This is a genomic window from Pseudomonas sp. AP42, from assembly GCF_001728935.1.
In the GTDB taxonomy this organism is placed as follows: Bacteria; Pseudomonadota; Gammaproteobacteria; order Pseudomonadales; family Pseudomonadaceae; genus Aquipseudomonas; species Aquipseudomonas lactis.
The window spans coordinates 95,963-119,759 of sequence record NZ_LYSO01000001.1; the positions used below are offsets into that span (position 1 = coordinate 95,963).

21 protein-coding genes are annotated in these 23,797 nt (G+C 59.6%); 14 read left to right on the forward strand and 7 right to left on the reverse strand.

The window, feature by feature from the left end:
• The first annotated feature begins 149 nt into the window (after positions 1 to 149).
• The 3 genes from A7K61_RS00450 to secB are packed head-to-tail and all read left to right on the forward strand — an operon-like array spanning position 150 to position 1,340.
• Complete coding sequence (locus A7K61_RS00450; RefSeq protein ID WP_032894019.1) at positions 150 to 563, forward strand: rhodanese-like domain-containing protein; 414 nt, start codon at positions 150 to 152, stop codon at positions 561 to 563.
• 1 nt (position 564) lies between these two features.
• Positions 565 to 819 (forward strand): glutaredoxin 3, encoded by a 255-nt coding sequence (gene grxC, locus A7K61_RS00455; protein ID WP_003187797.1) that lies wholly within the window; start codon positions 565 to 567, stop codon positions 817 to 819.
• 41 nt (positions 820 to 860) lie between these two features.
• On the forward strand, positions 861 to 1,340 hold the full coding sequence (secB, locus tag A7K61_RS00460; RefSeq protein ID WP_032894017.1) for a protein-export chaperone SecB: 480 nt from the start codon (positions 861 to 863) through the stop codon (positions 1,338 to 1,340).
• A gap of 128 nt (positions 1,341 to 1,468) precedes the next feature.
• Here the strand turns inward: secB and A7K61_RS00465 are convergent, their stop codons facing one another.
• Positions 1,469 to 1,924 (reverse strand): tRNA (cytidine(34)-2'-O)-methyltransferase, encoded by a 456-nt coding sequence (locus A7K61_RS00465; RefSeq protein WP_003171120.1) that lies wholly within the window; start codon positions 1,922 to 1,924, stop codon positions 1,469 to 1,471.
• Here A7K61_RS00465 and A7K61_RS00470 point away from each other — a divergent pair.
• Positions 1,923 to 2,363, forward strand: coding sequence for a hypothetical protein (locus A7K61_RS00470; protein WP_069556699.1), 441 nt, complete (start codon positions 1,923 to 1,925; stop codon positions 2,361 to 2,363). The two genes, A7K61_RS00465 and A7K61_RS00470, sit on opposite strands and share 2 nt — an antisense overlap.
• A 450-nt stretch (positions 2,364 to 2,813) precedes the next feature.
• Here the strand turns inward: A7K61_RS00470 and ntrC are convergent, their stop codons facing one another.
• The 4 genes from ntrC to glnA form a co-directional block, all read right to left on the reverse strand.
• Complete coding sequence (ntrC, locus tag A7K61_RS00475) at positions 2,814 to 4,250, reverse strand: nitrogen regulation protein NR(I) (protein WP_003187806.1); 1,437 nt, start codon at positions 4,248 to 4,250, stop codon at positions 2,814 to 2,816.
• Positions 4,247 to 5,332, reverse strand: a complete 1,086-nt coding sequence (gene glnL, locus A7K61_RS00480) for a nitrogen regulation protein NR(II) (protein WP_014716523.1) — start codon at positions 5,330 to 5,332, stop codon at positions 4,247 to 4,249. The genes ntrC and glnL overlap by 4 nt, the downstream gene beginning before the upstream one ends.
• Positions 5,333 to 5,695: 363 nt before the next feature.
• A complete protein-coding gene (locus A7K61_RS00485) occupies positions 5,696 to 6,232 on the reverse strand; it encodes a chorismate mutase (protein ID WP_069556700.1) in 537 nt (178 codons plus the stop codon).
• 204 nt (positions 6,233 to 6,436) lie between these two features.
• Entirely contained in the window at positions 6,437 to 7,843 is a 1,407-nt protein-coding gene (gene glnA / locus A7K61_RS00490) for a type I glutamate--ammonia ligase (protein ID WP_003187811.1), read from the reverse strand.
• 335 nt (positions 7,844 to 8,178) lie between these two features.
• On the opposite strand from glnA, the gene thiI reads away from it, so the two are divergent.
• Together thiI and typA are read left to right on the forward strand one after the other, a co-directional pair.
• Positions 8,179 to 9,633 carry a tRNA uracil 4-sulfurtransferase ThiI gene (gene thiI / locus A7K61_RS00495; protein WP_032894010.1) on the forward strand — a complete coding sequence of 485 codons (1,455 nt, stop codon included), beginning with the start codon at positions 8,179 to 8,181 and terminating at the stop codon, positions 9,631 to 9,633.
• Between the two features lie 139 nt (positions 9,634 to 9,772).
• Positions 9,773 to 11,593 (forward strand): translational GTPase TypA, encoded by a 1,821-nt coding sequence (gene typA, locus A7K61_RS00500; RefSeq protein ID WP_003187814.1) that lies wholly within the window; start codon positions 9,773 to 9,775, stop codon positions 11,591 to 11,593.
• A 198-nt stretch (positions 11,594 to 11,791) separates the two neighbouring features.
• On the opposite strand, the gene A7K61_RS00505 is transcribed toward typA, so the two are convergent.
• A complete protein-coding gene (locus A7K61_RS00505) occupies positions 11,792 to 12,226 on the reverse strand; it encodes a YkgJ family cysteine cluster protein (protein WP_003187815.1) in 435 nt (144 codons plus the stop codon).
• Between the two features lie 237 nt (positions 12,227 to 12,463).
• On the opposite strand from A7K61_RS00505, the gene A7K61_RS00510 reads away from it, so the two are divergent.
• From A7K61_RS00510 to A7K61_RS00525, 4 genes are all read left to right on the forward strand, one after another.
• The gene (locus A7K61_RS00510; RefSeq protein ID WP_044270658.1) at positions 12,464 to 14,914 is read left to right on the forward strand and encodes a glycogen/starch/alpha-glucan phosphorylase; all 2,451 of its coding nucleotides are present in this window, start codon (positions 12,464 to 12,466) and stop codon (positions 14,912 to 14,914) included.
• Between the two features lie 232 nt (positions 14,915 to 15,146).
• A complete protein-coding gene (locus A7K61_RS00515; protein WP_032894007.1) occupies positions 15,147 to 16,154 on the forward strand; it encodes a class 1 fructose-bisphosphatase in 1,008 nt (335 codons plus the stop codon).
• 223 nt (positions 16,155 to 16,377) lie between these two features.
• Complete coding sequence (locus A7K61_RS00520) at positions 16,378 to 16,632, forward strand: lipoprotein (RefSeq protein WP_044270662.1); 255 nt, start codon at positions 16,378 to 16,380, stop codon at positions 16,630 to 16,632.
• A 30-nt stretch (positions 16,633 to 16,662) separates the two neighbouring features.
• On the forward strand, positions 16,663 to 17,232 hold the full coding sequence (locus A7K61_RS00525; protein WP_003187825.1) for a lipocalin family protein: 570 nt from the start codon (positions 16,663 to 16,665) through the stop codon (positions 17,230 to 17,232).
• 126 nt (positions 17,233 to 17,358) lie between these two features.
• Here the strand turns inward: A7K61_RS00525 and A7K61_RS00530 are convergent, their stop codons facing one another.
• Positions 17,359 to 18,723: a formimidoylglutamate deiminase gene (locus tag A7K61_RS00530; protein WP_069556701.1), complete on the reverse strand. Its 1,365-nt coding sequence runs from the start codon at positions 18,721 to 18,723 to the stop codon at positions 17,359 to 17,361.
• Between the two features lie 148 nt (positions 18,724 to 18,871).
• On the opposite strand from A7K61_RS00530, the gene hutC reads away from it, so the two are divergent.
• The 4 genes from hutC (at position 18,872) to A7K61_RS00550 (ending at position 23,732) form a co-directional block, all read left to right on the forward strand.
• On the forward strand, positions 18,872 to 19,582 hold the full coding sequence (hutC, locus tag A7K61_RS00535) for a histidine utilization repressor (RefSeq protein ID WP_171905445.1): 711 nt from the start codon (positions 18,872 to 18,874) through the stop codon (positions 19,580 to 19,582).
• Positions 19,579 to 20,139 carry a HutD family protein gene (locus tag A7K61_RS00540; protein WP_044270667.1) on the forward strand — a complete coding sequence of 187 codons (561 nt, stop codon included), beginning with the start codon at positions 19,579 to 19,581 and terminating at the stop codon, positions 20,137 to 20,139. The genes hutC and A7K61_RS00540 overlap by 4 nt, the downstream gene beginning before the upstream one ends.
• Positions 20,140 to 20,467: 328 nt before the next feature.
• Positions 20,468 to 22,138, forward strand: coding sequence for a urocanate hydratase (gene hutU / locus A7K61_RS00545; RefSeq protein WP_014716533.1), 1,671 nt, complete (start codon positions 20,468 to 20,470; stop codon positions 22,136 to 22,138).
• A gap of 148 nt (positions 22,139 to 22,286) precedes the next feature.
• Entirely contained in the window at positions 22,287 to 23,732 is a 1,446-nt protein-coding gene (locus tag A7K61_RS00550) for a cytosine permease (protein ID WP_047712378.1), read from the forward strand.
• The last annotated feature ends 65 nt before the right edge of the window (positions 23,733 to 23,797 follow it).

The window sequence follows — 23,797 nt, forward strand, 5'->3', positions numbered from 1 at the left end:
ATCCTCTCGCGGCGTTAATAAAGGAAGACAATTGAAAAGGGAGTGGCAGTTTAAAGCGAAGTTCCAACCACGTCACCGCTTTACGGGGGTTGGCCCCCCCTGGCGGCTGTGTATACTTACCGCCATTTTAACGCCCTGGAACCTCCTTGATGGTTGATCACCTGATTGCATTTGCCACTGCCCACTACCTGCTTGTGGGCGCCTTCGTCATCCTGCTGGCGCTGCTGATCGCTCATGAACTGAGCCGCGGTGGTCGCAGCCTGAGCACGTCGGAGCTGACCGCGCTGGTCAACAAGGATGAGGCCGTCGTCGTCGATATTCGCCCGGCCAAGGATTATGCCGCCGGCCATATCGTGGGCGCCCTGAACATTCCCCAGGACAAGCTGATGGCGCGCCTGGGCGAACTGGAAAAGCACAAGGCCAAGACCATCATCCTGGTCGATGCCCAGGGCCAGCACTCCGGCACCCACGCCCGCGAGATGCTCAAGACCGGCTTCACCGCCGCCAAGCTTTCCGGTGGTATCAGCAGCTGGCGTGGCGATAACCTGCCGTTGGTGAAGTGATATGAGCCAGGTTGTCGTGTATTCCAGCGATTGGTGCCCTTACTGCATGCGGGCCAAGGCCTTGCTTGAGAAAAAGGGCGTTGCCTTCGAAGAGATCAAGGTCGATGGCAAGCCCCAGGTGCGCGCCGAAATGGCCCAGAAGGCTGGCCGCACGTCGGTCCCGCAGATCTGGATCGGCACCCGGCACATCGGTGGTTGCGACGACCTGTTTGCCCTGGAGCGCGCCGGTAAACTTGATGCGCTGCTGTCCGTCTGACTCCTAAACCCTTAAGAACCCAAGATAAAGAAGGATCTGCGATGACTGATCAACAGAACACCGAAGCAGCAGAAGCTCAAGGCCCACAGTTCTCGCTGCAGCGGATCTATGTGCGTGACCTGTCGTTCGAAGCGCCAAAAAGCCCGGCCATCTTCCGTCAGGAGTGGACCCCAAGCGTTGCGCTGGACCTGAACACCCGTCAGAAATCCCTGGAAGGTGACTTCCACGAAGTGGTGCTGACCCTGTCGGTCACCGTCAAGAATGGTGAAGAAGTTGCTTTCATCGCTGAAGTGCAACAGGCCGGTATCTTCCTGATCCAGGGCCTGGACGAAGCGTCCATGAGCCACACCCTGGGCGCGTTCTGCCCGAACATCCTGTTCCCGTATGCCCGTGAGACCCTGGACAGCCTGGTCACCCGTGGCTCGTTCCCGGCACTGATGCTGGCGCCGGTGAACTTCGATGCCCTGTACGCCCAAGAGCTGCAGCGCATGCAACAAGAAGGCGCGCCGACCGTTCAATGATTTTTTGAACGGCGCCGATCAAAAATGTGGGAGCGGGCTTGCTCGCGAATGCGGTTCTTCAGTCGATATTTCAACGACTGACACACCGCTTTCGCGAGCAAGCCCGCTCCCACATTTGTTATGTGGTGTTACTTGAAGCCCAGTTGGCGCCAGCCTTCATAGACGGCGACGGCCACGGTGTTGGACAGATTCAGGCTGCGGCAGCCTTCACGCATCGGCAAGCGCAGGCGATGGCCATCGGGCAATGCGTCAAGCACCTCGGCCGGCAGGCCGCGGCTCTCGGGGCCGAACAGGAACGCGTCGCCCTCGGCAAAGCTGGCATCATGAAACGGCCGCGAGCCCTTGGTGGTGAATGCGAACAGCCGTGGGTGGCCCAGGCTCTCCAGGCAGCTGGCGAGGTCGGCATGGCGCTTGAGGGTGGCGTACTCGTGGTAGTCCAGCCCAGCCCGGCGCAGGCGCTTGTCGTCCATGTCAAAGCCTAGAGGCTCGATCAAATGCAGGTGGCAGCCACTGTTGGCGCACAGCCTGATAACGTTGCCGGTATTCGGCGGAATTTCTGGTTGAAAAAGGATGACGTGAAACATGCACGGCTCCGAAGGCAAAGATGCGCTGCATTCTACCCCCGAAGACGACCCGAGACCGAAGCTATTGCCGAGGGTGTTGGGCTCATTGGCAATTGTCGGCTTGATGATTGGCTTGATGATCGGCCGCTTGACTACCCCCGAGCCGCTTGAGCTGCAACAGGTAGAACCTGCGGCGGATGGTTTGGTGGTGTGGTTCAACAACGAACCCAAGCTGCACGGCGAGCATATCGACGGCACCGTGGCGTTGCTGTTTGACGCCCAGGGCAAGGCTGCCAGCGGGCAGCTCAAGGTCAATGACAAGGATGTGAATTGGCGCATACGCAAGACCGATGCTGGCTTGCTGCTGAACCTGGTAGCGGCCCGGCCGTTGCGTGGGGCGTGGAGCGATGCAGAGGTCGATGGCCGCTGGCGGCTGGAGATCCATCTCCAAGAGCAATAAAAGAGGGAGTTCCCGGCCTGCCTGTACCAGGGCTCCCAAAACGGGGTGAAGCCTGAGGCTTCGGTGTTAAAGAGGGGATTCTCGGCCTGCCTGTACCAAGGTCCCCGAAACTGGGTAGTACTGGGGTTATTGCAGGGGGCGTGCCAAAACTTGCAATTGCTGCTTGAAAAAAATGCCAAAAAGCGCAAAGCCCCGGAATACGGGGCTTTGGTTGTTTCTACGGTTATGAACTTCGCAGCGAAAGCGCTCTGTGAGGTTTCGGGTCTGTGCTCAATGGCGGTTCATCGTGCATTGAAGCGGTGCACAACCCCGAGCTTTATGAAGATCCAAATGTGGGAGCGGGCTTGCTCGCGAAGGCGGTGGGCCAGCCAACACATCCGGTGACTGACACTCTGCATTCGCGAGCAAGCCCGCACACATTGGATCTTCAGTGGGTTTGGGAAAATGTGATCAGGCCTCATCACCCTCATCATCATCCCCACCATCCACCTTCATCCCCAATTCCTTGATCTTGCGCGTCAGGGTATTGCGACCCCACCCCAGCAGCACGGCGGCATCGCGGCGGCGGCCGGCGGTGTGCTTCAACGCAGTCTCGATCATGATCCGCTCGAACGCCGGCACGGCGCTGTCCAGCAGGTTCGACTGGCCGCGTGCCAGGGCCTGGTCGGCCCATTGGCGCAGCGCCTGTTCCCAGTTGGTCACGGGGGCCGAGTCTTGCGGCAGGCTCAGCAGCTCCGGCGGCAGGTCGCTGATGTGCACCTCGCGCCCGGACGCCATTACGGTGATCCAGCGGCAGGTGTTCTCCAGCTGGCGCACGTTGCCGGGCCACGGCAGGTTCTTGAGGTATTCCTCGGTCTCGCTCTTGAGCAGCTTGGGCTCCACGGCCAGCTCCAGGGCGGCGCGGCTGAGGAAGTGGCGGGCGAGGGTGGGGATGTCTTCGCGACGGTCCGACATGCGCGGGATGTGGATGCGGATCACGTTGAGGCGGTGGAACAAGTCCTCACGGAATTTACCCGCATGCACCAGTGTTTCCAGGTTCTGGTGGGTGGCCGCGATAATGCGCACATCCACCTTGACCGGTGTATGCCCGCCCACACGGTAGAACTCGCCGTCAGCCAGCACGCGCAGCAAGCGAGTCTGGGTATCGGCCGGCATGTCGCCGATTTCATCGAGGAACAGCGTGCCGCCGTCCGCCTGTTCAAAGCGTCCGCGACGCAGGTTGGCTGCCCCAGTGAACGCGCCTTTTTCATGGCCGAACAGCTCGGACTCCATTAAATCCTTGGGAATCGCCGCCATGTTCAGCGCGATAAACGGCGAGGCCGCCCGTGGGCTGTGGCGGTGCAGCGCATGGGCCACCAGCTCTTTACCGGTCCCCGATTCGCCGTTGATCAGTACGGTGATGTTGGAGTGGCTCAAGCGCCCGATGGCGCGAAACACTTCCTGCATCGCCGGCGCTTCCCCGATGATTTCCGGGGTGCGGGTCAGGGTCGGCGGCGCTTCCTGGTTCTGTTGTTCCTGGGCGTGCTGGTTGGCGCGCTTGACCAGCGCCACCGCCTCATCCACGTCGAATGGCTTGGGCAGGTATTCAAAGGCGCCGCCCTGGTAGGACGCGACAGCGCTGTCCAGGTCCGAGTGGGCGGTCATGATGATCACCGGCAAACGCGGATGCTGCTCGCGAATGCGCGCCAGCAAGTCCAGGCCACTGGCCCCAGGCATGCGAATGTCGGAAATGATCACGTCCGGCTGCTGGCGTGCCAGGCGACTCATCACCCCATCGGCGCTGTCGAAGCTCTGGGTGGTCATGCCTTCTTGTTGCAAGGCTTTTTCGAGGACCCAGCGGATAGAACGGTCGTCGTCGACGATCCAGACAGTTTCACTACGGCTCATGTCGTGGGGGCTCCTTGTTCCAATGGCAGGAAGATCGAGAACGTGGTGTGGCCAGGGTGGCTCTCACATTCGATCAGGCCCTGGTGCTGGCTGATGATGTTCTGGGTAATGGCCAGGCCCAGCCCGGTACCGTCCGGGCGGCCGCTGACCATGGGAAAGAAGATGGTTTCCTGCAGCTCCGCAGGAATGCCGGGGCCGTTGTCGATGATCTCGACCTTGGTCACCAGGCGATGGCGCACATGGCCGATAGTGAACTGGCGCAGGGCGCGGGTGCGCAGGCTGATGCGGCCCAGGCGCAGCTCGTTCTGGCTGCTGATAGCCTGCATGGCGTTGCGCACGATATTGAGTACCGCCTGGATCATCTGCTCGCGGTCGATCAACACGTCGGGAATGCTTGGGTCATAGTCGCGCACCAAGGTGATGCAGCCCTGGCTTTCGGCCTCGACCAGTTGGCAGACGCGCTCCAGCACCTCATGCACGTTGGTCATCGCCAGGGACGGCAGCTTGTTGGAGCCCAGCATGCGGTCCACCAGGTTACGCAGGCGGTCGGCTTCTTCGATGATGACGTTGGTGTAGTCCTTGAGGTGCTCGTCCGGCAGCTCGCGGGACAACAACTGTGCCGCGCCGCGAATACCGCCCAGCGGGTTCTTGATCTCATGGGCGAGGCCGCGCACCAGCATCTTGCTGGTTTCCTGCTTGGATAGCTGCGCTTCCTCCTTGGTGATGCGCAGCAGGCGGTCGCGGGGGTGGACTTCGAGCAGCAGCAGGGTCGCGCCATTGCTCAAGATCGGGGTCACGGCGTAGTCGACGGTCAGTGTCTGCCCGGTGAGCGCGGTGAGCATCGCTTCGCGCTTGGTGAACGGGTGTGCCTGCTCCACGGCCTGGCGCAACGAGCTCAAGGCTTCGGCCGACTCGGTGAACAATTCGCTGATGAACTGCCCATGGCTGCGCTGGCCGCTGATGGCCAGGAGCATCTCCGCCGCCGGGTTCATGTACTCAAGGCGCAGGTCGGCATTGAGCAGGATGGTCGCGGTGGTCAGGTTGTCGAGTAACAAACGGTGCAGTGCATCGCTGATGGTCATCGGGACCTCTTTTGGAGCAAGGCGCGGGCTTGAGGCGCACGCTGATACAAGGAAAATGCAAAAACCAAACCAAGGCTCCGAAAAGAAGCGCTAATCCCCTGAAATAAGGGGTTCAGGCGCGAAACTGTGGCGTTCTGCCAGCCTCAACGGGAAGTTTCGAACCAAAATGGGCTGGGCAATTGAGAAGGGGGCAGGCTATCGCACCAATATAGTGCGATTTTGTGAGGGTTGTTCAGCAACTGAAGATTTAAGGCAAATCGCAGTCAGTGTGGGAGCTGGCTTGCCTGCGATAGCTGTGGTGCATTCAACATCGTTATCGCAGGCAAGCCAGCTCCCACATTTTTAATTGGATTTGCAGTCCTTTTAACCTTTGTAGATGCAAAGCTCGGCGGTGGCGCGGATCATCGCCAGTTGGCGCAGCGGATCGTTCAACGGTTCATGCACGGCCTCGGCGAGCCATTGCGGGCACTGCGGGTCGGTGCGCTGTGGAGTGAAGTCGGCCAACTGCAGCAGCAGCCTTTTTTGCAGCTCGTCCAATCGCGGGCGGATCTGCTGGACCAAGTCCGGGCGTGGGTCGTCGGGCGCCTTGCCCTGGAACTGCCAATCGGACAGGTGGGTGTATTGCACCAGTTTGTTGGCTTCGATCTGCGCGGCGAAGAACTGCTCGGCAGCGGCCGGGTCCAGCTTGTAGCTCGGCGCCTGGGCAGTAACGCTGGCGATCACCTCTTGTTCGCGCTTCTTGTCCTCCACGGGCTTGTGGCTGTCCCATTTGCTCAGTGCTACCTGGTCGGCAATCTCCAGGCGTTCGGCGATGCTGTTGAGCAAGGGGTCGAGCGTAGGCGGCGCGGCGCTCGCACTGGCACTGATGAACAGCAGGGCAAATACAAGTCGATATTTCAAAGGTGATCTCCTGTGGGAGCGGGCTTGCCCGCGATGGCGGTGTGTCAGTGATACAGCAGGTGGCCGGCAGTGCGCTATCGCAGGCAAGCCAGCTCCCACACGTTGATTGGGTTTGCAGAGCTGGCGTAGCGTAACGCCCAGGCAAAAAAAAGACCTCCCGAAGGAGGCCTTTTTCATCACGCTGCCTCAAGCAGCGCTGCCGGATCAGCAGCTGTAGTACAGCTCGTATTCCAGTGGGTGTACGAAGGTGCGTACTTTGATTTCTTCTTCGCTTTTCAGGGCGATGTAAGCGTCGATGAAGTCGTCGCTGAAAACGCCGCCTTTGGTCAGGAACGCACGGCCCTTGTCCAGCTCTTCCAGGGCTTCTTTCAGGCTGCCGCACACTTGTGGGATCTCTTTGGCCTCTTCAGGCGGCAGGTCGTACAAGTTTTTGTCGGCGGCGTCGCCAGGGTGGATCTTGTTCTGGATACCGTCCAGGCCGGCCATCATCAGGGCGGCGAAGGCCAGGTAAGGGTTGGCAGCCGGGTCCGGGAAACGCGCTTCGATACGACGGCCTTTAGGGCTGTTGACGTAAGGAATACGGATCGAAGCGGAGCGGTTGCGTGCCGAGTAGGCCAGCATCACCGGCGCTTCAAAACCTGGGACCAGACGCTTGTAGGAGTTGGTCGACGGGTTGGTGAAGCCGTTCAGGGCCTTACCGTGCTTGATGATGCCGCCGATGAAGTACAGGGCGGTATCGGACAGGCCGGCATAGCCTTCGCCAGCGAAGGTGTTCTTGCCGTCTTTGGAAATCGATACGTGAACGTGCATGCCCGAGCCGTTATCGCCGTACAGCGGCTTAGGCATGAAGGTAGCGGTGCGGCCGTAGGCATCGGCAACGTTGTGCACGCAGTATTTCAGAGTTTGAACTTCGTCAGCCTTCTTCACCAGCGTGTTGAATTTCACGCCGATTTCGTTCTGGCCGGCAGTCGCCACTTCGTGGTGGTGAACTTCAACGGTCTGGCCCATTTCTTCCAGTGCGTTGCACATGGAGGTACGGATTTCGTGGTCGAAGTCGAACGGTGGTACTGGGAAGTAGCCGCCTTTCACGCCTGGACGGTGGCCTTTGTTGCCGCCTTCCACGTCCTGGTCGGACATCCACGAGCCTTGCTCGGAGAAAATCTTGAACATGGAGCCGGAGATGTCGGATTTGAACTTCACCGAGTCGAAGATGAAGAACTCTGGCTCAGGGCCGAAGAAAGCGGTGTCGCCGATACCGGTGGACTTCAGGTATTCCTCGGCACGGTGGGCGATGGCGCGTGGGTCGCGGTCATAGCCTTGCATGGTCGAAGGCTCGATGATGTCGCACACCAGGATCAGGGTTGGCTCTTCGGTGAACGGGTCGAGTACGGCGGTGCTGTCGTCTGGCAGCAGGATCATGTCGGAGGCTTCGATGCCTTTCCAGCCGGCGATGGAGGAACCGTCGAACATCTTGCCGACTTCGAAGAAGTCATCTTCCAGCGCATCGCGAGCCGGCATGGTCACGTGGTGCTGAGTGCCTTTTGTGTCCGTGAAGCGCAGATCAATCCATTTAACGTCATGATCTTTGATGAGTTGAACCGACTTCGACATGGTGTCCTCCGGGTGGCTTCGGGCTTGGGGTAGTGGAGTTAGCCCTTAGAATTTGGGTGATGCCGGCGCGGATACTCCGCCAAGGCAACCTGCCTCACAAGAGAGCAAATTGCATGCCAGTGCGCCAACATGGCCGTTTTGCCTCAAAATGGCCCCTATAACGGTGCAATCGGCAAAAACGGCATAAATCGCGCACTGCAATGTAGCGTTTATTTGGGTAAATGACCCGTTTTGGTGCATTGCGTAGGCAATGCATATTAACTGGTTAAACCTTGAGCGATTTCCGCTATAATCCGCGCCCCCCTTTTTCAGCAGGCCCGGCGCGCGCTGTTTCCATGAAATTAATCGTTAAAGTCTTCCCCGAGATCACCATCAAAAGCCGACCGGTACGGACGCGTTTCATCCGTCAGTTGGCCAAGAACATCCGTGCCGTGCTCCGTGACCTGGACCCGGCTGTGGTGGTGAACGGCGTGTGGGACAACCTCGAGCTGGAAACCCGCATTACCGACGCCAAAGCCTTGAAGGACATGACCGAGCGCCTGAGCTGCATGCCGGGCATCGCGCATTTCCTGCAGGTGGATGAGTACCCACTGGGCGACTTCGACGACATCACCGAAAAGTGCAAGCAGCACTACGGCAGTGCGCTTGAAGGCAAGATTTTTTCGGTGCGTTGCAAGCGTGCCGGCAAGCACCCGTTCAGCTCCATGGACGTCGAAAAATACGTCGGCAGCAAGCTGCGTCGCGAGTGCGGTGCCGCTGGAATTTCCTTGAAAGCGCCACAAATTGAAGTGCGCATGGAAATTCGCGACCAACGGTTGTTTGTGATCCACAGCCAGCACAACAGCATCGGCGGCTACCCGCTGGGCGCCCTGGAACAGACCCTGGTATTGATGTCCGGCGGTTTCGATTCCACGGTGGCGGCCTACCAGATCATGCGTCGCGGCCTGATGAGCCACTTCTGCTTCTTCAACCTGGGCGGGCGTGCACATGAATTGGGCGTGATGGAAGTCGCGCACTTTATCTGGAAGAAATACGGCAGCTCCCAACGCGTGCTATTTGTAAGCGTACCGTTCGAGGAAGTGCTGGGCGAAATTCTCGGCAAAGTCGATAACAGTCATATGGGCGTAGTATTGAAGCGTATGATGTTGCGCGCTGCGTCCCGAATCGCCGATCAATTGCAGATTGACGCCCTGGTGACCGGCGAAGCGATTTCCCAGGTTTCCAGCCAGACGCTGCCTAACCTGTCGATCATTGACTGCGTGACCGAGAAGCTGGTGCTACGCCCGCTGATCGCCAGCCACAAGCAGGACATCATCGACCTGGCAGAGCAAATCGGCACCGCCGACTTTGCCAAGCATATGCCTGAATACTGCGGGGTCATTTCGGTGAACCCCAAGACCCACGCCAAGCGTCACCGCGTGGAGCATGAAGAAAAAGAATTCGACATGGCGATTCTGGAGCGTGCGCTCGAGAACGCCAAGCTGGTGCCAATCGATCGGGTAATCGACGAGTTGGGCCAGGATGTAAAAATCGAAGAAGTCAGCGAAGCCCTGGCCGGCCAGATCGTCATCGACATCCGTCACCCGGATGCCGCTGAAGACGAGCCGCTTGAAATCGCTGGCATCGACGTGCAAACGCTGCCGTTCTACGCACTGAACGCGCGTTTCAAGGAACTGGATAACAGCCGTCAGTACCTGTTGTATTGCGACAAAGGCGTGATGAGTCGCCTGCATGCCCACCATTTGCTCAGTGAGGGGCATGCCAATGTGCGCGTTTATCGACCGAGCTAAGAGCCCGGGGCTGTTTGCCTGTGGCCTGCGTCACCGGCCCCCCGACTCTGCCGTCAAGCTGTAACGGCAAGGCCTGACTCTACTGTTAATCGCTGCCACGACCTGTCAGCACACCGAATCCTCTGATCGAGATACACAAGTGATCGAAAATCTACGTAACATCGCCATCATTGCTCACGTTGACCATGGTAAAACCACCCTGGTAGACAAACTCCTGCGTCAATCCGGCACCCTGGAGCGCAACGAGCTCAACGACGAGCGCGTGATGGACTCCAACGACCAGGAAAAAGAGCGCGGTATTACCATCCTGGCAAAAAACACCGCTATCAACTGGAACGGCTACCACATCAACATCGTGGATACCCCGGGCCACGCCGACTTCGGCGGCGAAGTAGAACGCGTAATGTCGATGGTTGACTCCGTTCTGCTGCTGGTTGACGCTCAAGACGGCCCTATGCCGCAAACCCGTTTCGTGACCAAGAAGGCTTTCGAAGCCGGCCTGCGTCCGATCGTGTGCATCAACAAGGTTGACCGTCCAGGCGCGCGTCCGGACTGGGTTCTGGACCAGATCTTCGACCTGTTCGACAACCTGGGTGCTACCGAAGAACAGCTGGACTTCCAAGTCATCTACGCCTCCGCCCTGAACGGTATTGCTGGTCTTGACCACACCGACATGGCTGAAGACATGACTCCGCTGTACCAGTCGATCGTCGACAACGTACCAGCACCGAAAGTTGACCGTGAAGGCCCGTTCCAGATGCAAATCTCGGCACTGGACTACAACAGCTTCCTGGGTGTTATCGGCGTTGGCCGTATCGCTCGTGGTAGCGTCAAGCCGAACACCCCGGTTGTCGCTATCGGCGCTGACGGCAAGAAGCGTAACGGTCGTATCCTGAAGCTGATGGGTCACCACGGTCTGCACCGTGTAGACGTTGAAGAAGCTTTCGCTGGCGACATCGTATGCGTGAGCGGTATGGACTCGTTGTTCATCTCCGACACCCTGTGCCAGCCGGACAACGTCGAGGCGATGAAGCCTCTGACCGTTGACGAGCCAACCGTTTCCATGACCTTCCAGGTAAACGACTCGCCTTTCTGCGGTAAAGAAGGCAAGTTCGTGACCTCCCGTAACATCAAGGAACGTCTGGACAAAGAGCTGCTGTACAACGTTGCTCTGCGCGTTGAAGAAGGCGACTCGGCTGACAAGTTCAAGGTCTCCGGCCGTGGTGAGCTGCACCTCTCGGTACTGATCGAAACCATGCGTCGCGAAGGCTTCGAAATGGGTGTTGGTCGTCCGGAAGTGATCATCCGTCAGGTTGACGGCGTGAAGCAGGAACCGTTCGAAAACGTCACCATCGACACCCCTGAAGAATCCCAGGGCAAGGTCATGGAAGAGATGGGCCTGCGTAAGGGCGACCTGACCAACATGGTGCCGGATGGCAAAGGCCGTGTGCGTCTGGAATACAACATCCCTGCTCGTGGTCTGATCGGTTTCCGTAACCAGTTCCTGACCCTGACCAACGGTGCTGGCATCCTGACCTCGATCTTCGATCGCTACGACACCATGAAGTCCGGCGACATGTCCGGCCGTCAGAACGGTGTTCTGGTATCGGTAGAAACCGGCAAGGCGCTGACCTACTCCCTGGAAACTCTCCAGGCGCGTGGCAAGCTGTTCGTTGAACACGGTCAAGAGATCTACAACGGCCAGATCGTTGGTTTGAACAGCCGTGACAACGACATGGGCGTCAACCCAACCAAAGGCAAGAAGCTCGACAACATGCGTGCTTCGGGCAAAGACGAAACCATCGCTCTGGTTCCACCTGTTCGCTTCACCCTGGAACAGGCCCTGGAATTCATCCAGGACGACGAGCTGTGCGAAGTCACGCCTAAGTCGATCCGCCTGCGTAAGAAGATCCTGGACGAAGGCGAGCGTACCCGCGCTGCCAAGAAAGCCAAGAACTGAGTTAACTCAGGCTGAATGAAAAACGCCCCCGGTCGAAAGGCCGGGGGCGTTTTTTTATGCCTGCAGAATGTGTAGTGATTGTGCCGGCCTCTTCGCGAGCAAGCCCGCTCCCACATTCGACCGCGTTTTTTCAGGATGGATGCGGTCAAGTGTGGGAGCGGGCTTGCTCGCGAAAGCGATGGTCCGAACAATAAAAACTTAGAACTTGTCGAGGGTCTTGAAGTTGGTCTCGCGCACCACTTCCTTGGGCTTATACGCGCAATACCCCGGCCGCGGCCCGATTTTCGGGTGGTTGCGGCAGGTATCCGGGCGCTTGTCATAAATAGTGCAAAAGCGCGTCTTACGATCCAGGTACAGGCAGTCGTTGTTGCTCATGCGCTGCAGGGTAAAAATTTCGGACTTGTTGTTGTAGCGCTCGACGATGCCTTCTTTCTGCAAACGCTTGGCGATGTTCTTCGGCGGATCGCCGCGCTCGAACTCATCGACGATGCCAATGCGGATCAGGTCCTTGATCTTCACCTCCACCGGCAGCGTGCAGCAGCTGGACACGCAACCACCGCACATATGGGCGGAGTATTTCTGCCAGGTCTCTAGACGGTCGAGTTCCGCGGCGGCGATCAGTTGAGGCTTCATCAAGGTTCCAAGGTGGGGCGTTATCCGGGCGCGCGATCATACCGGGATTGGTGGTTTTTTGAACAATATTTTGCAGGTTTCAGCTCAAAGGTTTGGCCAGGGCCTGATCGGGCACGACCCCTGCATCAAATTCAGCCACAGGCCAATGAGTTAAAAAACTGCCGAACCAGCGCGTCTACCGTCTGTCAGACCGACTAGGCTCTAGCAACTCCTTCAATCTCGCCCGAGGTCGCACCGATGTCTCAGGAACCGCTTGCACGAGAAGCAGAGGTAGCCGCATTCCGCGATGCTGTCTTGACCAAACTCACCTACGCGGTGGGCAAGGACCCGGATCACGCCTTCGACCATGACTGGTTCGAAGCCATTGCCCTGGCCGCCCGCGACCAGATGGTCGACCACTGGATGGACCACACGCGGCGTATCTATCGCAAAGGCCAGAAGCGCGTTTATTACCTGTCCCTGGAATTTCTCATCGGCCGCTTGCTCTACGACAGCCTGAGCAATCTGGGTGTGCTGGAGATCGCTCGCGAAGCGCTGTCGGAGCTGGGCGTGGATCTGGAACGCATCCGCCTGCTGGAGCCCGACGCGGCGCTTGGCAACGGTGGCCTGGGCCGTCTGGCGGCGTGCTTTATGGAAAGCATGTCGACGCTAGGCGTTGCCGGCCACGGTTACGGCATTCGTTATGAACACGGCTTGTTCCGCCAAGCGATTGTCGACGGTTGGCAGCAGGAACAGACCGAGCGCTGGCTGGATTTCGGTAACCCTTGGGAATTCGAACGCGCCGAGGTGATTTACCCGATTGGCTTTGGCGGCAGCGTCGAAACCGTGGCGGACGCCTCCGGCAAGATGATCCAGGTGTGGTCGCCCAACGAAACCGTGCGCGCCGTGGCCTATGACACGCCGGTCGTCGGCTGGCGCGGCGCCAGCGTCAACACCCTGCGCCTTTGGCGTGCGCGTGCCGTAGAAGACCTGCACCTGGAGCGCTTTAACGCCGGTGACCATTTGGGCGCCGTCGCCGAAGTGGCCCGCGCCGAAAGCATCTCCCGAGTGCTTTACCCGGCCGACAGCACCGAAGCAGGGCAAGAACTGCGCCTGCGCCAAGAGTACTTCTTCGTCTCCGCCTCGCTGCAGGATTTGCTGCGCCGCCACAAGAACATGCACGGTTCGGTACTCAGCCTGGGCGAACACGCCGCCATCCAGCTCAACGACACCCACCCGTCCATCGCCGTGGCCGAGTTGATGCGCCAGTTGGTCGACCTGCATGACATTCCCTGGGAAGCCGCCTGGGATGTCACCGTCGAGACCCTTTCGTACACCAACCACACCCTGCTGCCCGAGGCGCTGGAAACCTGGCCGGTAGGTTTGATGGAGCGCATGCTGCCGCGGCACATGCAGATCATCTACCTGATCAACGCCCAGCACATTGACTCGCTGCGTGCCAAAGGCATCCATGACTTTGATGTGTTGCGCGCGGTGTCGCTGATCGAAGAAGACAACGGCCGCCGCGTGCGCATGGGCAACCTGGCGTTCCTGGGTTCCCATAGCGTCAACGGCGTGTCCGGTTTGCATACCCAGTTGATGCGCAGCACGGTGTTCTCCGAACTGCACAAGCTCTACCCCGAACGCATCAATAACAAAACCAACGGCATTACCTTCCGTCGCTGGCTGTACCAGGCCAATCCAAAGCTGACCGATATGTTGGTGGAAGCGCTGGGCCCGGACATTCTCGATCAGCCCGAACAGCGCCTGATCGAGTTGGAACCCTTTGCCGAGAAACCGGCCTTTCGCAAAGCATTTGCTGAGCAGCGCCTGCACAGCAAGCGCGCCCTGGCGCAGATCATCCATGAGCGCCTGGGCATTGCGATCAACCCGGCGGCGATGTTCGATGTGCAGGTCAAGCGCATCCACGAATACAAGCGCCAACTGCTCAACCTGTTGCACACCGTGGCGCTGTACCAGGCGATCCGTGCCGAGCCGGGCATCGACTGGGTGCCTCGGGTCAAGATCTTTGCCGGCAAGGCGGCGGCCAGCTACCACCAGGCCAAGCTGATCATCAAGCTGACCAACGACATCGCCCGCACCGTCAACAACGACCCGACCGTGCGCGGTTTGCTCAAGGTGGTGTTCCTGCCCAACTACAACGTCAGCCTGGCGGAAAGCATCATTCCGGCAGCGGATTTGTCGGAGCAGATTTCCACCGCCGGCTTCGAAGCGTCGGGCACCAGCAACATGAAGTTCGGCCTCAACGGTGCGCTGACCATCGGCACCATGGACGGCGCCAATGTGGAGATGCACGAGCGGGTCGGCGCCGAGCACATGTTTATCTTCGGTCTCAGTGCCCAGCAGGTGGAAGCCCGCAAACACGCCGGCGAGTTCAGCGCCGGGCCGGACATCGCCGCGTCCCATCGTTTGAACGACGTGCTGCAAGCCATCCGTGGCGGGGTGTTTTCGCCGGATGACCCGGGGCGTTATGTGGGCCTGATCGATGGGCTGATCGACTACGACCGCTTCCTGGTGTGTGCCGACTTTGACGCCTACTGGGACGCCCAGGCACGGGTCGAGGCGCATTGGCATGACTCCAAGGCGTGGTGGCGCTCGGCGGTGCTCAACACGGCGCGCATGGGTTGGTTCAGCTCTGACCGCACCATCCGCGAGTACGCCACCGAGATCTGGAAAGCCCTCGACTGACCCCTGATGCCACTGTAGGAGCGAGCTTGCTCGCGAAGAACGTCAACGATAACGCGTGCTTGCTGAATGAACGCGGCGCGTGTGAGTTTTTCGCGAGCAAGCTCGCTCCTACAGAGGGCTATTGCGTTGGGTCGTGAACTCTATTGGCGTTAAATCCTCTGATTAGAGGAAATCAGCCCCGACTCGCGCTAAACTGCGCGGGTTTTTAGCCCCCCATTCTCCGGAGCCGTCCATGTCCCGCGTTACCTTGAGTCGCTATTTGATCGAGCAGACCCGCAGCAACAACACGCCTGCCGATCTGCGCTTCCTTATCGAAGTGGTGGCGCGTGCTTGCAAGGAAATCAGCCACGCCGTTTCCAAAGGCGCACTGGGCGGTGTCCTGGGCAGCATGGGCACTGAAAACGTGCAGGGCGAAGTGCAGAAGAAGCTGGACGTGCTGTCCAACGAAATCCTGCTCGAAGCCAACGAATGGGGCGGCCACCTGGCTGGCATGGCGTCTGAAGAAATGGACAATGCCTACCAGATCCCAGGTAAATACCCGAAGGGCGCATACCTCTTGGTATTCGACCCACTGGACGGTTCGTCCAACATCGACATCAACGCACCGGTCGGCACCATCTTCTCGGTACTGCGTTGCCCCAACGAATACCTGAGCCAGAACGAAGCCCTGAACGAAAAGGCCTTCCTGCAGCCAGGCACTGAGCAAGTGGCTGCCGGCTACGCGATCTACGGCCCACAGACCATGCTGGTGCTGACCCTGGGTGATGGCGTCAAAGGCTTCACCCTGGACCGTGAAATGGGCAGCTTCGTACTCACCCACGAAGACATTTCGATTCCTGCTTCTACCCAGGAATTTGCCATCAACATGTCCAACCAGCGCCACTGGGAAGAACCGGTGAAGCGCTACGTCAACGAGCTGATGGAAGGCGAAGAAGGCCCGTTGAAGAAGAATTTCAACATGCGCTGGGTAGCCGCGATGGTTGCCGACGTGCACCGCATCCTGACCCGTGGTGGCCTGTTCATGTACCCACGCGACAGCCGCGAGCCGTCCAAGCCGGGCAAACTGCGCCTGATGTACGAAGCCAACCCGATGTCGTTTTTGGTTGAACAGGCAGGCGGTGCGTCTACCGACGGCCACCAGCGCATCCTCGACATCCAGCCTGAAGGCCTGCACCAGCGTGTGGCGGTATTCCTGGGTTCGAAGGAAGAAGTTGAGCGCGTGACGGCCTATCACAAGTAGGAGCGAGCTTGCTCGCGAAAAGCTGACAGGCAACGCGGGCATCCAGACAGCCCGCGTCATCATTAACGTTCTTCGCGAGCAAGCTCGCTCCTACCCTGGGCCCCGAAACGTTTCAGCGTTTTCGGGGCTTTTTTGTTTTCGCTCGTCGGGAACCAGACACCCCTTTTCCCTTCTAAGCTTCTGGCAGATACCCCAGCTGCTTTGTCTCTCCAGGAGCTTTTCCATGTCTATACGCCGTCTCGCCCTGCTGGCTTTTTGCGTGCTCTTAGCCGCTTGCAGCAAGGTCACCCAAGAAAACTACCAAAAGCTCTCAGCCGGCATGGCCAAGGCCGAGGTGGAGTCGTTGCTGGGTAAGCCAACCGATTGTTCCGGCGCACTGGGCATGTCCAGCTGCACCTGGGGCGATAAAAGCAGCTTTATCAGCGTGCAGTACGCCGGTGACAAAGTTCTGATGTTTTCCGGGCAAGGCCTGAAGTAAACCGGGGCGCGAGCCTGCGGGAGAAGAAGAATGATGCGTTTTGTTTTGTTCCTTTGCGCCAGCCTGTTTTTGGCGGGCTGTGCCAGCCATTCTGGCGATGATCTGCAACCCAAGACGGCGAGCAACGTCAACCTCAAGCGTTACCAGGGCACCTGGTATGAGTTGGCCCGGTTGCCGATGTACTTTCAGCGCAACTGTGCGCAATCCGAAGCCCGCTATACCTTGCTGCCTGATGGTGACATGTCGGTGTTCAACCGCTGCCTGACGCCTGAGTGGAAGTGGCAAGAGGCCAAAGGCACGGCGACGCCGCAGGTACCAGGCAAGACCGACAAGCTGTGGGTGGAATTCAATAACTGGTTTACGTCACTGTTGCCGGGCGTTGCCAAGGGCGACTACTGGGTGCTGTATGTCAGCGATGACTACAAGACCGCCATCGTCGGCAGCCCGAGCCGGCGCTATATGTGGATCCTGTCGCGCACGCCGACGGTGAGTGCCGAGACCCGCGAAGACTTGCTGAGCAGGGCGCGACAGCAAGGGTATGACACCACGCGGCTGATCTGGCGTACCTCGGACAAGCAGATGGCGAAGTCCTCTCAGTAATCCTGAGTATCCTCAATCCAATGTGGGAGCTGGCTTGCCTGCGATAGCATCAACCCGGTGTAACTGATGCACCGAGTTGTCTGTATCGCAGGCAAGCCAGCTCCCACAGTTGTTATGGGTTGGCCGTTAGTTCAGCAAGTCCTTCAGGACCTGGGTGAATGCCTGGCGGCTGTCTTCTTCGCCAGCATGATGCCCATCTCGCACCACCCACTTGCCATTGACCAGTACATCGCGCACTTGCCGATCACCGCCGGCAAATAGCCAGCGGTTGAGAATCCCATCCTCACTGGCCGTCGCCAGGTACGGATCGCTACCGTCCAGCACAATCCAATCCGCACGCTTACCCACTTGCAGTTGACCAATCGGCTGGCCCAGCGCTTGTGCGCCACCGTCCAGCGCAGCATCGAACAGCGTGCGACCCACCATCGGTTGATCACTGCGGTACAGCCGATTACGCCGCTGATCACGCAGGCGCTGGCCATATTCCAGCCAACGCAATTCTTCCACCACGCTCAGTGATACATGGCTGTCGGAGCCGATACCCATGCGCCCACCTTGGGCGAGGAAGTCCACCGCCGGGAAAACCCCATCGCCCAGGTTGGCTTCGGTGGTCAGGCACAAACCGGCAATCGCTCGGCTGTTGGCCATGCGGGTGACTTCATCGGCATCGGCGTGGGTGGCATGCACCAGGCACCAGCGCTCATCCACCTCGACATTGTCATACAGCCATTGCAACGGGCGCTTGCCGCTCCAGGCCAGGCAGTCGTCGACTTCTTTTTGCTGTTCAGCGATGTGGATATGCACCGGGCAGGCCTTGTCACTGGCGGCCAGCACGGTGTGGATTTGTTCGGGGGTGACGGCGCGCAGGGAATGGAAGCACAGGCCCAGTTGCTGCGCTGGTTGTGCCGCCAGAATGGGCTGCAAGCGGGCTTGCAGGTCCAGGTAGTGTTCTGTGCTGTTGATAAACCGTCGCTGGCCTTCATTTGGCGCCTGGCCACCAAAGCCTGCGTGGGCGTAGAGCACCGGCAGCAAGGTCAGGCCGATCCCGCTGCTGGCGGCCGCCTGGCTGATCTGGCGGGACAGTTCCGTACGGTCGGCATAGGGCTGGCCGCTGAGATCGTGATGCACATAATGAAACTCGGCCACTGAGGTGTAGCCGGCCTTGAGCATTTCGATATACAGCTGGCGCGCGATGACCTGTAACTGCTCGGGGTTGATCTTGCCGACCATGCGGTACATCAAATCGCGCCAAGTCCAAAAGCTGTCATTGGGGTTGCCAGCCACTTCGGCCAAGCCCGCCATGGCGCGCTGGAACGCGTGGGAGTGCAGGTTCGGCATGCCCGCCAACACCGGGCCTTTGAGCCGTTCGGCGCCTTCTGCACTGGCATTGGGCTCAACCTTTGTCAGCAGGCCATCGGCGCTGACTTCAAGACGTACATCATTGGCCCATCCATTAGGCAGCAGTGCGCGTTCGGCAAAGAAAGCGGACATGATCAAGGCACCCCGGTCGTGTGTTTATTTGTATATACATATACAGACGTTTGCCTGCTCGGTAAACTCCGGCAATCTATGCATCTTTTTTCCCCCGCAAGGATTCCCTGTGCCGACTCCGCCCGCCAACTCTTCGCTGGCTGCCCACATGGACGAAAGTCCGGCGCCCTTGTATGCCCGCGTCAAACAGATGATCAGCCAGCAGATCCTCAACGGCAACTGGCCGCCCCATTACCGCGTGCCGTCGGAAAGCGAGCTGGTCAGCCAGTTGGGCTTCAGCCGCATGACCATCAACCGCGCCCTGCGCGAGCTGACCGCTGAAGGTTTGCTGGTGCGCATGCAAGGCGTCGGTACGTTCGTGGCTGAGCCTAAAAGCCAGTCAGCCCTGTTTGAAGTGCACAACATCGCCGATGAAATCGCCTCCCGCGGGCATCGGCACACCTGCCAGGTGATCACCCTGGGCGAAGAGGCCGCCGGCTCCGAGCGCGCCGTCGCCTTGGAAATGCGCGAAGGCGGGCGGGTGTTCCACTCGTTGATCGTGCATTACGAGAACGACATTCCCGTGCAAATCGAAGACCGTTTCGTCAACGCCCTGGTCGCGCCGCAATACCTGCAGCAGGACTTCACCCAGCAAACCCCGTATGCCTATTTGAACCAGGTCGCGCCGTTGACTGAGGGCGAGCATGTGGTTGAGGCGATCCTCGCCGATGCCGCCGAGTGCAAGTTGTTGCAGATCGAGCCGAGCGAGCCGTGCCTGTTGATTCGCCGACGCACCTGGTCGGGTCGCCAGCCGGTGACTGCGGCGCGGTTGATCCACCCCGGTTCCCGTCACAGCCTCGAAGGACGCTTCAGTAAATGAGTAAGATCAACGTCTGGCGTGCCGCCGACTACGTGCGCATGCCGTGGAAGAACGGCGGCGGCAGTACCGAAGAAATCAGTCGCGACGCCGGCACCGGCCTGGAGGGCTTTGGCTGGCGTTTGTCGATTGCCGATATCGCCGAGTCGGGTGGGTTTTCCAGCTTTGCCGGTTACCAGCGCGTGATCACGGTGATCAAGGGCGCGGGCATGGTGTTGACCGTAGACGGCGAGGAACAGCGCGGGTTGTTACCGTTGCAGCCGTTCGCGTTCCTGGGTGAAAGCCAGGTTTCGTGCCGCTTGATCACCGGGCCGATCCGCGACTTCAACCTGATCTACTCGCCACAGCGTTACCATGCACGCTTGCAGTGGGTGGATGGTGTGCAGCAGTTTTTCAGCTCCGCGCAGACGGTGCTGGTGTTCAGCGTGGCGGATGAAGTGAAGGTGCTGGGCGAGAAGCTCGGCCACCATGATTGCCTCCAAGTGGACGGTAACACGGGCCTGCTGGATATCTCTGTCACTGGCCGCTGCTGCATCATCGAACTGACCGCGCGCGGTTAAAAACTGTGGGAGCAGGCAAGCCAGCTCCCACATTTGTTTGTGCGCTGTTCCCAAGACCGCGCACCAATTTGTTACCGAACGCCCCAGCGTGACGCAAAGCCACGCTGTCGTGACAAATCCTCTCTGCTGTAAAACGCCTCCGTAAGAAATTTCATCAAGCCGCCAAGCCTTGATTATCAAGGCGTGTGCGCACCTGCGAAAAAAATCTGCAGAGCTCATTTCAAAAGTTGGCCGCTCGATTGCATATGCTTGTACATACAAGTAAAGATGTGTGCGTAAGACCTCGCACCATCCATGTCCGCGCATCGTTCGCCGAGGAGTCCTAGCTGTGACCAAGCCTACAAAATACCGTGACGTCGAAATCCGCGCCGCCCGCGGTAACAAGCTCACCGCCAAAAGCTGGCTGACCGAAGCGCCGCTGCGCATGCTGATGAACAACCTCGACCCCCAAGTGGCCGAGAACCCCAAGGAACTGGTGGTGTACGGCGGTATCGGCCGTGCGGCGCGTAACTGGGAGTGCTACGACCAGATCGTCGAGAGCCTCACCAATCTTAACGACGACGAAACCCTGCTGGTGCAATCCGGTAAGCCGGTCGGCGTGTTCAAGACCCACAGCAACGCCCCGCGCGTGCTGATCGCCAACTCCAACCTGGTGCCGCACTGGGCCAGCTGGGAGCATTTCAACGAACTGGATGCCAAGGGCCTGGCCATGTACGGCCAGATGACCGCCGGCAGTTGGATCTACATCGGCAGCCAAGGCATCGTTCAAGGCACCTACGAAACCTTCGTCGAAGCCGGCCGCCAGCACTACAACAGCGACTTGACCGGCCGTTGGGTGCTCACCGCCGGCCTCGGCGGCATGGGCGGCGCGCAGCCATTGGCCGCGACCCTGGCCGGCGCCTGCTCGCTGAATATCGAATGCCAGCAAGTCAGCATCGACTTCCGCCTGAACAGCCGTTACGTCGACGAGCAGGCCACCGACCTCGACGACGCCCTGGCGCGCATCGCCAAATACACCAAGGAAGGCAAGGCCATCTCCATCGCGCTGCTGGGCAACGCCGCAGAGATCCTGCCAGAACTGGTCAAGCGTGGCGTGCGCCCGGACATGGTCACCGACCAGACCAGCGCCCACGACCCACTCAATGGTTACCTGCCGGCCGGTTGGACCTGGGACGAATACCGCGCCCGCGCCAAGACCGAGCCGGCCGCTGTGATCAAGGCCGCCAAGCAGTCGATGGCCGTACACGTTAAAGCCATGCTGGAATTCCAGAAGCAAGGCATCCCGACCTTCGACTACGGCAACAACATCCGCCAGATGGCCCAGGAAGAGGGCGTGGAAAATGCGTTCGACTTCCCAGGTTTCGTACCGGCCTACATCCGCCCACTGTTCTGCCGTGGCATCGGCCCGTTCCGCTGGGCGGCGCTGTCCGGTGACCCACAAGACATCTACAAGACCGACGCCAAAGTCAAAGAACTGATCCCGGACGACGCCCACCTGCACAACTGGCTGGACATGGCCCGCGAGCGCATCAGCTTCCAGGGCCTGCCGGCACGTATCTGCTGGGTCGGCCTGGGCCAGCGCGCCAAGTTGGGCCTGGCGTTCAACGAAATGGTGCGCAGCGGCGAGCTGTCCGCGCCGGTCGTGATTGGCCGTGACCACCTGGACTCGGGCTCTGTCGCCAGCCCGAACCGCGAAACCGAAGCCATGCAGGACGGCTCCGACGCTGTGTCCGACTGGCCACTGCTCAACGCCTTGCTCAACACCGCGAGCGGCGCCACCTGGGTCTCGCTGCATCACGGTGGTGGTGTGGGCATGGGCTTCTCCCAGCACTCGGGGATGGTGATTGTCTGCGACGGTACTGACGAAGCGGCCGAGCGGATTGCCCGCGTGCTGCACAACGACCCGGCGACCGGGGTGATGCGCCATGCCGATGCGGGTTATCAGATTGCTATCGACTGCGCCAAGGAGCAGGGCCTGAACCTGCCGATGATCAAGTAACGGCTGACGTAGAACCTGTGGGAGCTGGCTTGCCTGCGATGCAGACGACGCGGTCTGACAGTAAGACCGAGGCGATGCTATCGCAGGCAAGCCAGCTCCCACAGAAGAGCAAGATGCATACAAAACAATCCATCAGAGGTTGAACAACATGGCTGCAAACGACACCACCCCGTTGATCGAGAAACGTTCGATCGACTACATCCCGGAAGCGGAAAGACATGGTCGTCTATTCAGTCAATTCACCCTGTGGATGGGTGCCAACCTGCAGATCACTGCGATTGTCACCGGGGCGTTGGCCGTGGTGCTGGGCGGTGATGTGTTCTGGTCGTTGATCGGCTTGCTCATCGGTCAACTGATCGGCGGTGGCGTCATGGCGCTGCATGCGGCGCAAGGGCCCAAGCTTGGCCTGCCGCAGATGATTTCCAGCCGGGTGCAGTTCGGCGTTTACGGCGCGGCCATTCCGATCGTGCTGGTGTGCTTGATGTACCTGGGCTTCACCGCCACCGGTACCGTGCTGTCGGGCCAGGCGCTGGGCCAGTTGTTCGGGGTCAGCGACAGCGTAGGCATCCTGATCTTCGCCAGTGTCATCGTGCTTGTTACGGTGCTGGGTTACCGGGTGATCCACTTCATCGGCCGTGTCGCGAGCGTCATTGGCGTGATTGCCTTTGTGTACCTGTTCAGCCGCCTGATGAGCCAGACCGACGTTGGCGCGCTCCTGCAAATCCGCCACTTCAGCTGGAGCAGCTTCCTTTTGGCCGTGTCACTTGCGGCCTCCTGGCAGATCGCCTTCGGCCCTTACGTGGCGGACTACTCGCGTTATCTGCCGAGCCGCACGTCATCGGTGAAAACCTTTCTGGCTGCTGGCGCAGGTTCGGTCATCGGTGCCCAAGTGGCGATGGTCCTCGGCGTGTTTGCCGCGGCCATGTCCAACGGGCAGTTTGCCGGCCACGAGGTGGCGTACATCGTGGGCTTGAGCGGCACGGGGGCCACCGCTGCGTTGCTGTATTTCAGCATCGCGTTCGGCAAGGTCACCATCTCGACGCTCAATTCCTACGGCAGCTTCATGTGCATCGCCACTATCATCAGCGGCTTTCGTGGGCGCCTGGAAGTCACGCGGCTGCAGCGTCTGGTGTTCGTGCTGTTGATTGTCGGCACGGCCACGCTGATCGCGTTGCTCGGCCAGCATTCGTTCCTCGGTGCATTTAAGTCGTTCATCTTGTTCCTGCTGGCGTTCTTTACGCCCTGGAGTGCGATCAACCTGGTGGATTACTACTGCATCACCCGCGAGCGTTATGACGTGCCGGCGCTGGCCGACCCGAACGGTCGCTACGGCCGCTGGAACCTGCTGGGCATCAGCGTCTACGTATTCGGCGTGCTGGTGCAGTTGCCGTTCATCTCCACCAAGTTCTACACCGGCCCCCTGGTGGCCGCGCTAGGGGATGTGGATATCTCCTGGATCATCGGCCTGGTACTGCCGGCGGCCCTGTATTACGTGTGTGCGAAAAAATGGCATGGCACGGTACCCGATCACCTGATCCTGCCAAAAGAGCAGGGCGCTTCACCCATAACAAACGAGCTGGCTGCACAAGCCTGATGGGACGTGGACAGGGCAGGACGCCTACTGACTGCCGTAATCCATTTCATGATTGGGAGCGTCAC

What these genes read in the sequence shown, in the direction of transcription:
- A7K61_RS00450 (WP_032894019.1), top strand. Translation starts at nt 150, where the DNA reads ATGGTTGATCACCTGATTGCATTTGCCACTGCCCACTACCTGCTTGTG.
- grxC (WP_003187797.1), top strand. Translation starts at nt 565, where the DNA reads ATGAGCCAGGTTGTCGTGTATTCCAGCGATTGGTGCCCTTACTGCATG.
- secB (WP_032894017.1), top strand. Translation starts at nt 861, where the DNA reads ATGACTGATCAACAGAACACCGAAGCAGCAGAAGCTCAAGGCCCACAG.
- A7K61_RS00470 (WP_069556699.1), top strand. Translation starts at nt 1,923, where the DNA reads ATGCACGGCTCCGAAGGCAAAGATGCGCTGCATTCTACCCCCGAAGAC.
- A7K61_RS00465 (WP_003171120.1), bottom strand. Translation starts at nt 1,924, where the DNA reads ATGTTTCACGTCATCCTTTTTCAACCAGAAATTCCGCCGAATACCGGC.
- ntrC (WP_003187806.1), bottom strand. Translation starts at nt 4,250, where the DNA reads ATGAGCCGTAGTGAAACTGTCTGGATCGTCGACGACGACCGTTCTATC.
- glnL (WP_014716523.1), bottom strand. Translation starts at nt 5,332, where the DNA reads ATGACCATCAGCGATGCACTGCACCGTTTGTTACTCGACAACCTGACC.
- glnA (WP_003187811.1), bottom strand. Translation starts at nt 7,843, where the DNA reads ATGTCGAAGTCGGTTCAACTCATCAAAGATCATGACGTTAAATGGATT.
- thiI (WP_032894010.1), top strand. Translation starts at nt 8,179, where the DNA reads ATGAAATTAATCGTTAAAGTCTTCCCCGAGATCACCATCAAAAGCCGA.
- A7K61_RS00505 (WP_003187815.1), bottom strand. Translation starts at nt 12,226, where the DNA reads ATGAAGCCTCAACTGATCGCCGCCGCGGAACTCGACCGTCTAGAGACC.
- A7K61_RS00510 (WP_044270658.1), top strand. Translation starts at nt 12,464, where the DNA reads ATGTCTCAGGAACCGCTTGCACGAGAAGCAGAGGTAGCCGCATTCCGC.
- A7K61_RS00515 (WP_032894007.1), top strand. Translation starts at nt 15,147, where the DNA reads ATGTCCCGCGTTACCTTGAGTCGCTATTTGATCGAGCAGACCCGCAGC.
- A7K61_RS00520 (WP_044270662.1), top strand. Translation starts at nt 16,378, where the DNA reads ATGTCTATACGCCGTCTCGCCCTGCTGGCTTTTTGCGTGCTCTTAGCC.
- A7K61_RS00525 (WP_003187825.1), top strand. Translation starts at nt 16,663, where the DNA reads ATGATGCGTTTTGTTTTGTTCCTTTGCGCCAGCCTGTTTTTGGCGGGC.
- A7K61_RS00530 (WP_069556701.1), bottom strand. Translation starts at nt 18,723, where the DNA reads ATGTCCGCTTTCTTTGCCGAACGCGCACTGCTGCCTAATGGATGGGCC.
- hutC (WP_171905445.1), top strand. Translation starts at nt 18,872, where the DNA reads ATGGACGAAAGTCCGGCGCCCTTGTATGCCCGCGTCAAACAGATGATC.
- A7K61_RS00540 (WP_044270667.1), top strand. Translation starts at nt 19,579, where the DNA reads ATGAGTAAGATCAACGTCTGGCGTGCCGCCGACTACGTGCGCATGCCG.
- A7K61_RS00550 (WP_047712378.1), top strand. Translation starts at nt 22,287, where the DNA reads ATGGCTGCAAACGACACCACCCCGTTGATCGAGAAACGTTCGATCGAC.